We start from the raw sequence: 12,000 nt of genomic DNA on the forward strand, positions 1-12,000 counted from the left end.
TTATTATAAGATATTTCTATCTATTATATATATTGAATAAGCATATACTGATATATATAAATAATATAAAGAATAGTATACGCTACCATTACTAATAGTTATTTCTTGATCAAATGAGTATCATAATGCATCTGAGCAATAACTGTAAAACTAGCAGTATATGAAAATCTATTCTTTGTGCAAATAGTATAAAAATAACATTCTCATCCTACTTTAGTATTTCTCATTATATAATTCTATTTTTATTGCATATTAATTAACAATCTAATATATAGGGATAAATGCTACTATTTAAGAATATATACATTCACGGGTAACAGCTAAATCACATCATAAATATGCAGTAATTTAATATGCCTAATTATTATTAAAGCACTAAATATTATCAAATCAAACAATCAGTAAGCAAATAATATATAATCAAAATAACAATATCATCAATAAAATCAAGAGAATATAACCTTATAAATTTAATTAAAACAGCAAGAATTTAATTGAGCAAGCATTGATTTTTGAATTTCAAACTAAATTTCAATCATGCAAACAGTATAGATATCAAACATTCTAGCAATAATATTTATTTCTTTGAGCACATTAAGTTCTTTGAAAAAAATTAAAATATTTATAAAAACTTCATAAAACTGCAAATCTTAGAAAAGAAATTAGCAATTAAATTTTAAACTAAATTAATGAAAAAATCTTAAAATAAATATGGAAATTTATATATACTAATTCCCAATTAAGTCAGGTTACAGTTTAAACTAATTCTATAATAGAAATAGGGGCTCCGTCACCTTTACGGAAACCAACTTTGATAGTTCTGGTATAACCACCATCTCTATCCTGATACATAGCAGATATCTTTTCAGATACATTTTTAACGTAATCTTTATCTCTGAAAACAGAAATCAATTTTCGTATAGAAGCTAAATCACCTTTTCTCATCAATGTAATCATTTTTTCAGAGAATGGTCTACAAGCAGCAATTTTTGCTTTTGTAGAGCAGATTTTTCCATGTAACAATAAGGATCTAGAAAGGTTCATAATTAATGCCTTTCTGTTTCCTTGCTTTCTATTTAATTTTACTTTACTAACGCAATGACGCATTATAACACCATACCTTTAGGTCTAATTTCAGACCAATCTTCTATTTTTGTATCTAAATCAAACTTATATTTAGATTGCAATACTGATCTAATTTCATCAACAGTTGTTCTACCACAACCAGCAACAGAAAACAGATCTTTTTCTGTCGCAGTAATCAAATCACCTATGTAGATAAACTTCAAATTTGATATCACATTCTGAGCTCTCTTAGATAATTGTAATGAAGAAGCAATTTCATCATTCCACCTAGCATCTGCAATTACTTCAACTTCTTCTACCTCTTCATCAGAAGCATCATCTTTTTCCATCAAATCAACAGATTGATCCTTTAAGATTTTAAAAGCTTTCATTAACGCATCATAAGAGTCTACACTGCCATTTGTTTTAATATTAAAGCTTAATTGATCATAATCAGTTTTCTGACCAACTCTCATATCTTTTACGTTATAAGAAACTCTTTCAATAGGACTAAAAGCTGAATCAAGCTTGATAAATCCTTCTGGAACTTCAAGCATATCAGATGAAACATAACCTTTGCCTGATTGAACAAAAATCTCAATAGAAATATCAGCAGAATCAGACAAATTACAAATATATTGTTCTGGATTTAAAATTTCCACACCTGGAACAGAATCAAACATACTTGCATCAACTTTACCACCCTTAGCATTAAGAGTCATAGAAAATTCTTCTAAATCTGATTTGAATACAATCTTTTTTAGATTTACAGCAATATATTCTACATCTTCTGAAACACCATTAATTGAGGAGAAAATATTATTCACTCCTTTAATTTTGAAACCTACTAATCCCAAACCTTTTATAGAAGAAAGTAAAATTCTTCTTACAGCATTACCAAAAGTTATACCATATCCAGGCTCTAACGGTCCAAATACATATTCATTACTATTCTGAATATCAGACACGACGCCTCCTTGGCATTTTTACTCCATTAAAAGGGAAACTAGTTCTGTCTAATATAGTCTTCACACTAAAGTTTCTAGCTTGAAAAGTTTTAGCAGCAGAATCTCTACCATTTCCAAGACCTTTAAAAATAATTGAAAGACTTTTTACACCAAAACTACTCATTTTATTACAAAGATCTTCTGCTGCAGCTTGTGATGCATATGGCGTAGATTTTCTAGCACCTTTGAATCCAACAACTCCTGGAGAAGACCATGCAATAACAGCTTTAGTCTTATCAGAAAAAGCACTCATAATGATATTATTAGAGCTTGCACTAATATAAACTGTCACATGTGAATGTGTTTCTTTTTTTCTACTTGGTGCATTTCTTCTTGCTTTAATCATTACATCACTTTCTTTCTACGCCTAACAGACTTAGCATTAGATTTAGTTCTTTGCCCACGTACTGGGAGACCATACAAATGCCTTCTACCTCTTAAGCTACCATTAGTTTGAAGTCTTTTAATATCGTTATTGATAGATCTTTGCAAATCTGGCCCAATGATAAATCCATACTTTTCAATTGTTTTACCCAACTGAACAGCATGAGAATCATCAAGATCATGAACTCTAACAGAATCTTCAATGTTCATATCTTTACATATAATCTCAGCCCTATGATGACCTATACCATAAATCGCTCTCAAAGCGTATTTAAAAACTTTTTTCTTAGGTAAAACAAACCCATAAATTCTCACTTAGAGACCTCCAACAGAGAAATTATAAAGAAAAAGAATCAACAGATCAAGCTTAAAATGCTATTTGTAACATCATTAAAATTTTGATCAGCATTAATCTTATGCAAAATGTTTTTTGCAGCATAAAATTCAAGAATTTTTTTTGACTCTTCGCCAAAAATTTGCAATCTATTTTGAATTGCATTTTCAGAGATATCATCATCTCTTTTTTCTATATTAAATGACCCACATTTATTGCAAGCCAGGTCATTATTATCAATAGATAGTATAGCAGAGCAATCAGAGCATATATAACGCTTTTTCAGCCTATTAATCACATCTTCTGATGATATTTGAAACTCAATAACACATGATAGCTTCTGCTTTAAATCACTTAACGCATCATCTAAGAAAATAGCTTGATCTATATTACGAGGTATTCCATCAAATAAAATACCATGATCTGCAGATTTAACTTTTTTATGAATCATATCTTTTATTATGTGTATAGGAACTAAATTTCCTTTTGATATAAGTTGATTAATCTCATTTCCTAACACACTTCCTGACTCACATTCTTCTCTTAGCATATCACCCATAGAAACTAAATCTAACTTTAGCTTTGCTGACACAATAAGTGCTTGAGTCCCTTTTCCAGATCCAGGAGGGCCCAAAAATGCTAAATTCAACATTATCTTCTAAATTTTCCTGTCTTCATCTTATTAGAGCTAATATGAGAGTGTACATGTGAGAAAAATTCTAATGTTACACCAACAATAATCAATAAACTAGTTCCATTTATATATATATCACTAGATTTATCAAGCAGAAAATCAGGAATAATAGAAATGCTCACTAAATACACAGAACCAAACACTGTCAAATGTGTAATTAATTTTGTAAAAAACTGTTTTGTTTTTTCTCCAGGGCGAACTCCAGGAACAAAAACCCCATTCTTCTTTAGATTATCAGCAACTTCTTCTGGGTTAAAAGTCATAGTAGCATATACAAAGGCAAAAAACATAATCATAATAGCTTTTAACGCAATATTCAAATTATTATTGTGTAGTAAATTTTTATACGAATCGCTTAAATTCAAAAATGACAAATTCAAAAGACTGTTTAGTCCAAATATGATAAAACCTAAAAACATCTGAGCAAACATAGGAGGTAATACACCTGATACATTTAGCTTTACTGGCATCTCATGATTTTTATTCATCATCATTCTATTGTTAGGAAATTGAATAGGAACAACCCTCATTGCACTTTCAAAAATAACAACAATAAGTAACAAAGTGCATATAAGCGCAATATAAAACAATGCATATGGCAATGAAACATGTCCTTTAAAAATCATCCCAATAAAATTGATAGATCCTATGAATGACGCACTTATAATATTAACAAAAATCAACATTGAAGAACCATTTCCAATTCCTCTTGCTGTAATTTGCTCAGCAAACCACATCACAAGTAATGTAGATCCCATCAAAGACAACACTGTAGATATTCTAAAGAAATAACCAGGATACATCACTAACGGATTATTAGCCTCGCTAGAATATTCTAAGAATAAAGACAAAGAATATGATTGTAATATTACTAATAGCAATGTTAGATATCTAGTATATTGCTTGATTTTTGCTTGACCTGAAGGTCCATCTTTTTTCAATTCTCTAAATTTAGGAACAGAAGACGTTAGCAATTGAATAACAATGCTAGCAGAGATGTAAGGAGCCAAACCCAAAGACATGATAGACATTCGCTCTAAAGCTCTTCCAGAGAAAGAGTTAAATATACTAAAAAACTTCGCATTAAATTTAGTTTCTAGAAATGAAGATACGGCTGTTAAATCTATACCTGCAATAGGAACAAAAACTGCAAATCGGTATAAACAAACAATAAAAAAAGTAAATGATATTCTAGACATCACGTCCTTAAAGGTTTTCATGTTGTTGAAAATGGAATTCATTATATTCCTTCTACTGCACCATTCGCAGATTCAATAGAACTTTTTGCCCCTGATGTAATTGAGTTCAACTTGATTTTAATTGGGAAAGTTATCGACCCTTTTCCAATCAATTTTAATTTGTCTTCAGATTTAGCAATTTTTACTGCTTTTAAGGACTCTAAGCTAACAGTTTCATTTTTATTTAAAATTCCTTTTTCAAAAGCAAAAAGCAAATCTCTTAAATTCATTGTATAAGTATTATCTAAGGTTTTTTTCCTAGAAGTAAAACCAATTTTTGGCAAACGCCTATATAAAGGAGTTTGACCACCCTCAAAACCTTTAATAGAAACTCCTGATCTTGCACATTGTCCTTTGTGACCTGCACCTGAAGTTTTTCCGGTTCCAGAACCAATTCCTCTGCCAACTCTTTTTCTATTTTTCATATTAGATGGCTTAATTAAATTTAATATCATGCTAATAAGATATCAGAGAAACACAAAAATTACAAAGCTAAATTATATTTATAACCATAATAATACACTAAGAGAAATTCAAATTGGAAAATTTATAATGTTATGTTTGCAAATAAATCAGTAAGTTTTATTAAACGTTTTTACCAATTATTTTATCAAACTCTACCCCTCTTCTTAGGGCAATGATTTTTGGAGATTGCATGCTGAATATAGCCTTAAACAAAGCTTTAACAACATTGTATGGATTGTTACTACCAATAGTTTTTACAACGGCATCTTTCACTCCCAATGCCTCCAAAGAAGATCTTACAACTTCACTAGCAATGATACCAGTTCCAGATGGAGCAGATCTTAAACAAATTCTTGTTCCACAATATTTAGTCTCTACATCATGATGGAATGTTCTTCCAGCTTTCAAAGAAACTTTAAACATAGATCTAGAAGCTTTATCAATCGCTTTTCTTACTGCATCTGAAACTTCTTTTGACTTACCTAAGCTATAGCCTGCAGATCCATTTCCATCTCCAACAATAACAAAAGCACAAACTCTTTGTCTTTTTCCACCTTTTGTAACAGCTGCAATCCAGTTTAATGAAAGAACGTTCTTAATCAAATGGTCATTCACTTTTTTTCTAGAAGTATCAAATTTTCTAGGACGTCTAGAAGCATCAGATGTTTTTGAAAAATGCTGATTTGATTTTTTTTGATTTATATTTGCATTGCTTTCTTGCATATTATTCATTAGAACTCCAATCCATTTTCTCTTGCAGTATCAGCAAGAGCTTTAATACAACCATGCATTTTCCATCCACCAATATCGAAAACAATTTTTGTTTTATTTTTCGCTTTTAATTTGTCAGCAATTTGCTTTCCAATCCATTTAAAGCTTTCCATACCATAAGTTTTCAATGAATCTTTTGGAAAATCTTTAGAATTAGAGCTAACAGAGGCGATAGTAATGTGGTTTGCATCATCTATAGCTTGGGCATATATAAACTTATTAGATTTAAAAACAGATAATCTTAATCTATTACCAGCATTATTTAACCTTAATTTATATCTTCTTCTTTGCTGTCTTCTGCAAAATGATATAGCCAATCTAGACATTATCTTTTACCTGCTTTCTTAATTACACCTTTACCATCGGGCAATATTTCACCACCTTTATATGGTATTGGCTTTCTATATGCAACAACTTCTGCTACAAACTTACCAACTTCTTCAGACTTAATTCCATAAACTTCTATAAGTGTAGGCTTAACACATACAACTTTTAAAGAAGGTGGAACTTTCACTTCAATAGGGTGACTATATCCAAGTGACATCTCTAAAATATCTCCCTTTATAGCACTTTTATAACCAGTTCCAGATAACTCTAAAGTTTTTTTGAATGGGTTATTAATGCCCTTAATAGCAGAAACTATTTGCGCTCTAATAGTGCCTAACATAGGAAAGTTTCTACTTTTCTTTCCAGCTGGATCATTCAGAGAAATCATCATGGATTTATCAGAAACATCCAAATCTAAGAAATATGGAATTTTGATTTGAATCTCACCATTAGATCCTTTGATCGCTAAAACTTTGTCAGCAAAAGTACAAACAATGCCATCAGCATATACAATAGGATTTCTCGCCAATCTAGACATTAGTAAACCTCACAAACAAGCTCACCACCAACACCTTGAGCATATGCTTTGATGTCAGATAGAACTCCATTAGGCGTACTAATAACAGATAAGGCAAATCTTTTTCTTCTCATGTTCTTTAAGTCTTTAGACTGAACATAAAATCTTCTTGAAGATTTAGAAATTCTTTTCATTCCTCTAATTACAGGAACACCCTTTATATCATACTTTAAAGTAACATTCATTGATCTATCAGATTCTTCTATATCTGCAATGAAACCTTCACTTTTCATAACCTCTAAAATGCTCTTAACAAATTTAGATTTTTGTACTACAACAACCTCTTTACCAACTAAATAAGCATTCCTTATTCTAGCTAAAGTATCAGAAACTATATCATTCATAAAACCACCTCACCAGCTCGCTTGCTCAACACCTGGAAGATATCCAGCCAAAGCAAACTCTCTTATTTTAATTCTGCAAATACCGAATTCTCTATGTACACCTCTTGGTCTACCGGTCAATTCGCATCTTCTTCTATATCTAATAGAAATACTTTTCTTAGGAAGATCATTCAATTTTTTCATTGCAACAACCTTATCTTTCCATTCTAATTTAGGATCCCTAATTGTTTTTTTTAATTCTTTTCTTATACTCTCAAATTTCTTACTTAATCTTAGTCTCTCTTTATTTCTATAAATCATACTAGTTTTAGACATTTTGAACCCTTTCTCTAAATGGAAATAACAAGCCCTCTAAAAGAGCTTTGCATTCTTTATCAGTAGTAGCAGAAGTAATAATTGCAATATTCAACCCAAATGAAAATGCATCATCACTTTCGAAAAATATAGTATGATCTCTAATTCCAAGATTATAGTTTCCATTTCCATCAAATGCATTTAAAGACATTCCATGAAAATCTCTAACTCTAGGAAGAGCTAGATAAACCAATCTATCTACAAAATTATACATAGCATCTTTTCTTAAAGTAACATGCACCCCAGATACCATACCCTCTCTAACAGAGAATCCAGCAACAGATTTTTTAGCTATAGCTCTTACAGGCAATTGACCTGTAATTTTCATAATTTGCTCAAAAACAAAATCAATCTTATTTTGCTCTTTTAAATACTTACCACATCCAGCACTAACAACAATTTTTGAAAGCTTTGGAACCGCAAATGGATTACTTAATGAAAGCTTTGTTTGAACTTCAGAAGCAATAGATTTTTTAAATAAATTACTTAAACGATTCATGATCTAACCTCTTTTTCAGATTTTTTAAACACTAAAACTTTTTTATCATCTTTAATGCTATATGTAACTTTAGCAGCTTTCCCATCCAAAACATGCGCAACATTAGAAATATGCACAGATTTTTCCATCTCTACTATTCCACCTTGAGTGTCATTTGTAGGCTTTTGGTGTTTCTTTTTAATATTTACACCTTTAACCACAACACGCATATTCTTCTTATCTACTTTTAAGATTTCTCCAACTTTACCTTTATCATTACCACAAGTCAAAATCACAGAATCCCCTGTTTTGACTCTTAGATTAATATTCTTAATATTCATTTTAATACACCTTCAAAGCTCTAGATGTAATAGCAGAATCAGTAGCTCCACTTTCTCTAGCAACACATCCTAAAACTCTAGTTCCAAGCATTTTACCCTTAGCGTCAACTAATACAACTGCATTGTCACCACTTCTCCATTTAAGACCATTTTTTCTATAGATCATGGATTTTGTTCTAACTATTACTGCGTAATGAACTTCACCCTCTTTAACATTAGCATTAGGCTCAGCTCTTCTAACGGACACTCTAATTTTATGCCCAACACGAGCATCTCCATTACGAGAACCCATATTAAAACATTTCACCTTTTTAGCTCCAGAGTTATCAGCAACATTTAATATAGTCTCTTTATAAATCACTGACTACCTCCACGAAACACCAATGTTTTCTCTTAGAAATTGGAGCGCAAGCCTTCGCTTTGACGTTATCCCCAACTTTACATGTATTCATAGGATCATGAATCATGAATTTCTTAGATCTAGTAATAATATTTTTATAGACAGGATGCTTGAATCTTCTCTTAATTTCAATAGACACAGTTTTGTCAGCAGAGCATGACACAACTTTCCCACTTATGTACTTAGTCATTCTTCACCTCTATAGTCTTCATTTTAGCAATCTTTCTCCTAATTTTCTTCAATTCAGAAGTATTTTTTAGGGCTTTTTTAGAATGCTGAAACTTCAACTCTAGATAGCTACTCATAAGTTCTAATAATTTTTCAGACATACATAAAATGTACTATATATTCAAATTTAAATCTAGAGAACCAAAGATAAGAAAGTTGGTATGGTTAACATAGCTTATTTAACTAAAGATAAAAAGGTTAACTAACTTATATAGCTCACTCAACCAAACATAAAAATCATTTTTCTATGAGTGATTTGTAATCATAACACTATAAATATCCCCTACAACGAATTATAAGAATACTATTGTAAAGATATCATAACATTCACCTTAAGCTTTCAGTATCAACTTATATCAAATCTTTCACTTCAACTACTTTTAATACCAACATAAATGTCAAAAACTGAATTGCTAGGATCTTTAGCGCGCTCATCATAAACTTCAAAATCTGCGATATACGCGCGTTCTCCACCAAGGTCACTGCTATTCATTCCCCAGATCTTCCTCCACGCACTAATACAGACACCTGGCATTTCTCCAGGCCCTTCTGTGAATTTCATATAACTTTGCACAGGAATATTCAAAACTACTAAAGCATCAGAATCTGCATTGACTAGCTCAGCCCCTTCATATACTTCCTCTCCAACAAAGTAAGTGTACTCATCATGCTCATCTTTTTCATAATTAGCATAAACACAATACATAACACCTGGATTCTTTCTATTCGGAATCTTAGATGAAATGTCATTGTTTAAATACTGGTTGATTGTATTCAATATTTTGCCTTTTGTTGGATCCATTTCGTTTGCATTGCTGGTTTTAACTGAAATTCCAATTAATTTCATTCCCAACAATGTTGTTTGCTTTTTATTCATAACCACTTCTTCCTTCAACCTATATTGTATATTAAATTTGGAAGAGCAGGGCAATACCCTATAATTATTTGCATATATCTCCATATTAAATATACATAAATCCCCATGACTTACCTTTGAATTTCATAATTAATTTGATGCAATAGCATAACTTATTAAGTGTATGGTTTATATACAGCGCATTCATGATTCAAACTATATCTAATGCTTTGTTCGCATACAACATAGTTTCAATAAAATATCTCTGCTTATTTATTTACGCTACTGCTTTTTTATTTATATGCTCAATTTACTAACCAATCAATATTCTCATAGCTTTACGCAGTATACTCAGCCTTATAGCTCTCAAAATATATCACTATAAACTTGATTTGCTGATCTTTAAATATATTTATTAGGAAATGCTTTTAATTATAAATTAATACTCCTTTATATATTCAATCAATTATTATGCAATCTATTAAACATCAAAATTCCAACAACCTTACAATAAGCCCACTTGAGATTATAATATCAGGCGATTTGGAAGATTATAATATCAGGCGATTTGGAGTGTTATTGTTTTATTTATGCTTATTTTATTTATCACTATCATTATGAAACTAAATCGCCCACCATTTATTAGTTTGATTCAGGATTATATATCAATCATATATATCATTCATTTCAGTTCATGAGAACAATTTGAATTCAATAAAAACATAACTAAATTCTATTCCCAAAATAGCTAGGCTTAATAAAAAATCATATATATCATTTCTTAAAGTATAATCGCTTTAAAATATCTTTTATCCTGTAAAACAATTCTTATTGTTAAAGTCATTTCTAATAAATATAATTATAAGGTTTGATATTTACAGCATACCTATTCATTATAAAGTATATAATCTCATATATATTGGAAACAATAAAAAATAATATTTTTGTAAAAATTTGATTATGTAAATTCACATAAAAAGCATTATCTAAATAAATTTAACAATTGCTGAACACAACAAATATGCTGCTCAATCTAATTTTATGGCAGAAATGCCAGAGTGATATAAATTAAAAAACACCTTTTTCAACAAATTTCACTTGCATAGGAAGCTTTGCTGCAGCAAGAGCTAACGCCTGCTTTGCAGTTTCTCCAGTCACACCAGCAATATCAAACAATATCGCACCAGGTCTAACCATAGCTACATATCTATCAACACTTCCTTTACCACTACCCATTCGGACTTCTTGCGGTTTAGAGCTAATAGGATTATGTGGAAAAATTCTAATTAACAATTTACCAGCACGTTTCATAGAACGTCTAATCGCACTACGACAAGCCTCAATTTGCCTTGAAGTAACACGTGCATGAGCCATGGCTTTTAATCCATACTCTCCCTGCAAACTAAAACCTCTAGTCGCCATACCTTTTGGAACTTTTTTCAATCCATATTTGAATTTTCTTTTTTTAGGTTGTAACATACTCATTTAATTATTTACTCCTTATTCCTTTATAGGTCCATACTTTCACACCACATAAACCAGAGTTGGTTTTAGCAACAGCTAATGCATAATCTATATCAGCTCTTATAGTATGCCTAGGAACACTACCTTGTGCAATTGCAAACTTTCTAGCGATTTCAACTCCACCCAATCTACCAGAACAAATAATTTTAATTCCTTTAAGACCAAATCTCATTGCATCAGCAACATATCTTTTAATCAAAAATTTATATTGCTTTCCTTTAGAAATATCAAAAGCGATTTTTTCTGCTATGCACTTAGCATCCATCTCTGGCTTTCTAACAGGATTAACCTGTATTTTCAAAGACGCAGTTTCAGGCAAAGCTGAAGCAATTCTATCTTTCAATAAATCTAAATCTCTCCCAGATTTACCTATGATAATTCCAGGTCTCGCAGCCTTAATCTCTATATGTATATTATTAGATAATCTAGCAATATTTACAGCAGACATATCCCATCTATAAGCTTTATCAAAAGATCTCATTAAAGATCTTATTTTTTCATCTTCAAGAATATTCTTAGCATATGATTTGTAATTACAAAACCAATCAGAAGAATACTTCTTTGCCCATAAATTAAATAAAGGTACCTTATTACCCATTAAACACCAAACCTT

Annotated in this window: 20 protein-coding genes; all 20 read right to left on the reverse strand. The window is 30.7% G+C overall.

Annotated elements, in window-relative coordinates; genetic code table 11:
* Positions 1 to 756: 756 nt before the first annotated feature.
* The 20 genes from rplQ to rpsC all read right to left on the reverse strand — a co-directional run bounded on the left by rplQ (position 757) and on the right by rpsC (position 11,985).
* A complete protein-coding gene (gene rplQ, locus FZC34_RS02260) occupies positions 757 to 1,107 on the reverse strand; it encodes a 50S ribosomal protein L17 (RefSeq protein ID WP_148971838.1) in 351 nt (116 codons plus the stop codon).
* The gene (gene rpoA, locus FZC34_RS02265; protein ID WP_148971839.1) at positions 1,107 to 2,033 is read right to left on the reverse strand and encodes a DNA-directed RNA polymerase subunit alpha; all 927 of its coding nucleotides are present in this window, start codon (positions 2,031 to 2,033) and stop codon (positions 1,107 to 1,109) included. The genes rplQ and rpoA overlap by 1 nt, the downstream gene beginning before the upstream one ends.
* Complete coding sequence (gene rpsK, locus FZC34_RS02270) at positions 2,026 to 2,418, reverse strand: 30S ribosomal protein S11 (protein WP_148971840.1); 393 nt, start codon at positions 2,416 to 2,418, stop codon at positions 2,026 to 2,028. Before rpsK ends, rpoA begins: the two co-directional genes overlap by 8 nt.
* Positions 2,418 to 2,771, reverse strand: a complete 354-nt coding sequence (locus FZC34_RS02275) for a ribosomal protein uS13 (RefSeq protein WP_148971841.1) — start codon at positions 2,769 to 2,771, stop codon at positions 2,418 to 2,420. Before FZC34_RS02275 ends, rpsK begins: the two co-directional genes overlap by 1 nt.
* A 38-nt stretch (positions 2,772 to 2,809) precedes the next feature.
* The gene (locus FZC34_RS02280) at positions 2,810 to 3,442 is read right to left on the reverse strand and encodes an adenylate kinase family protein (protein WP_148971842.1); all 633 of its coding nucleotides are present in this window, start codon (positions 3,440 to 3,442) and stop codon (positions 2,810 to 2,812) included.
* Positions 3,442 to 4,725, reverse strand: a complete 1,284-nt coding sequence (gene secY, locus FZC34_RS02285) for a preprotein translocase subunit SecY (protein ID WP_148971843.1) — start codon at positions 4,723 to 4,725, stop codon at positions 3,442 to 3,444. Before secY ends, FZC34_RS02280 begins: the two co-directional genes overlap by 1 nt.
* On the reverse strand, positions 4,725 to 5,177 hold the full coding sequence (gene rplO, locus FZC34_RS02290) for a 50S ribosomal protein L15 (RefSeq protein WP_148971844.1): 453 nt from the start codon (positions 5,175 to 5,177) through the stop codon (positions 4,725 to 4,727). The genes secY and rplO overlap by 1 nt, the downstream gene beginning before the upstream one ends.
* A 130-nt stretch (positions 5,178 to 5,307) precedes the next feature.
* Positions 5,308 to 5,919, reverse strand: coding sequence for a ribosomal protein S5 (locus FZC34_RS02295; protein ID WP_148971845.1), 612 nt, complete (start codon positions 5,917 to 5,919; stop codon positions 5,308 to 5,310).
* Positions 5,919 to 6,284 carry a 50S ribosomal protein L18 gene (gene rplR, locus FZC34_RS02300; protein ID WP_148971846.1) on the reverse strand — a complete coding sequence of 122 codons (366 nt, stop codon included), beginning with the start codon at positions 6,282 to 6,284 and terminating at the stop codon, positions 5,919 to 5,921. Before rplR ends, FZC34_RS02295 begins: the two co-directional genes overlap by 1 nt.
* On the reverse strand, positions 6,284 to 6,823 hold the full coding sequence (rplF, locus tag FZC34_RS02305) for a 50S ribosomal protein L6 (RefSeq protein WP_148971847.1): 540 nt from the start codon (positions 6,821 to 6,823) through the stop codon (positions 6,284 to 6,286). Before rplF ends, rplR begins: the two co-directional genes overlap by 1 nt.
* Positions 6,823 to 7,206: a 30S ribosomal protein S8 gene (gene rpsH, locus FZC34_RS02310; protein ID WP_148971848.1), complete on the reverse strand. Its 384-nt coding sequence runs from the start codon at positions 7,204 to 7,206 to the stop codon at positions 6,823 to 6,825. The genes rplF and rpsH overlap by 1 nt, the downstream gene beginning before the upstream one ends.
* A gap of 9 nt (positions 7,207 to 7,215) precedes the next feature.
* Complete coding sequence (rpsN, locus tag FZC34_RS02315; RefSeq protein WP_148971849.1) at positions 7,216 to 7,521, reverse strand: 30S ribosomal protein S14; 306 nt, start codon at positions 7,519 to 7,521, stop codon at positions 7,216 to 7,218.
* A complete protein-coding gene (rplE, locus tag FZC34_RS02320; RefSeq protein ID WP_148971850.1) occupies positions 7,514 to 8,059 on the reverse strand; it encodes a 50S ribosomal protein L5 in 546 nt (181 codons plus the stop codon). The genes rpsN and rplE overlap by 8 nt, the downstream gene beginning before the upstream one ends.
* Entirely contained in the window at positions 8,056 to 8,379 is a 324-nt protein-coding gene (gene rplX / locus FZC34_RS02325; protein ID WP_148971851.1) for a 50S ribosomal protein L24, read from the reverse strand. Before rplX ends, rplE begins: the two co-directional genes overlap by 4 nt.
* A gap of 1 nt (position 8,380) precedes the next feature.
* Positions 8,381 to 8,740 (reverse strand): uL14 family ribosomal protein, encoded by a 360-nt coding sequence (locus tag FZC34_RS02330; RefSeq protein WP_148971852.1) that lies wholly within the window; start codon positions 8,738 to 8,740, stop codon positions 8,381 to 8,383.
* The gene (gene rpsQ / locus FZC34_RS02335; RefSeq protein WP_148971853.1) at positions 8,730 to 8,969 is read right to left on the reverse strand and encodes a 30S ribosomal protein S17; all 240 of its coding nucleotides are present in this window, start codon (positions 8,967 to 8,969) and stop codon (positions 8,730 to 8,732) included. The genes FZC34_RS02330 and rpsQ overlap by 11 nt, the downstream gene beginning before the upstream one ends.
* On the reverse strand, positions 8,962 to 9,108 hold the full coding sequence (rpmC, locus tag FZC34_RS02855; protein ID WP_148971854.1) for a 50S ribosomal protein L29: 147 nt from the start codon (positions 9,106 to 9,108) through the stop codon (positions 8,962 to 8,964). Before rpmC ends, rpsQ begins: the two co-directional genes overlap by 8 nt.
* Positions 9,109 to 9,377: 269 nt before the next feature.
* The gene (locus tag FZC34_RS02345; protein ID WP_148971855.1) at positions 9,378 to 9,884 is read right to left on the reverse strand and encodes a GyrI-like domain-containing protein; all 507 of its coding nucleotides are present in this window, start codon (positions 9,882 to 9,884) and stop codon (positions 9,378 to 9,380) included.
* 1,047 nt (positions 9,885 to 10,931) lie between these two features.
* Complete coding sequence (gene rplP / locus FZC34_RS02350) at positions 10,932 to 11,342, reverse strand: 50S ribosomal protein L16 (RefSeq protein ID WP_148971948.1); 411 nt, start codon at positions 11,340 to 11,342, stop codon at positions 10,932 to 10,934.
* A 10-nt stretch (positions 11,343 to 11,352) separates the two neighbouring features.
* Positions 11,353 to 11,985, reverse strand: coding sequence for a 30S ribosomal protein S3 (gene rpsC / locus FZC34_RS02355; RefSeq protein ID WP_148971856.1), 633 nt, complete (start codon positions 11,983 to 11,985; stop codon positions 11,353 to 11,355).
* Positions 11,986 to 12,000 lie beyond the last annotated feature (15 nt).

Source organism: Candidatus Cytomitobacter primus, from assembly GCF_008189405.1.
In the GTDB taxonomy this organism is placed as follows: domain Bacteria; phylum Pseudomonadota; class Alphaproteobacteria; order CAJXXZ01; family 1604HC; genus Cytomitobacter; species Cytomitobacter primus.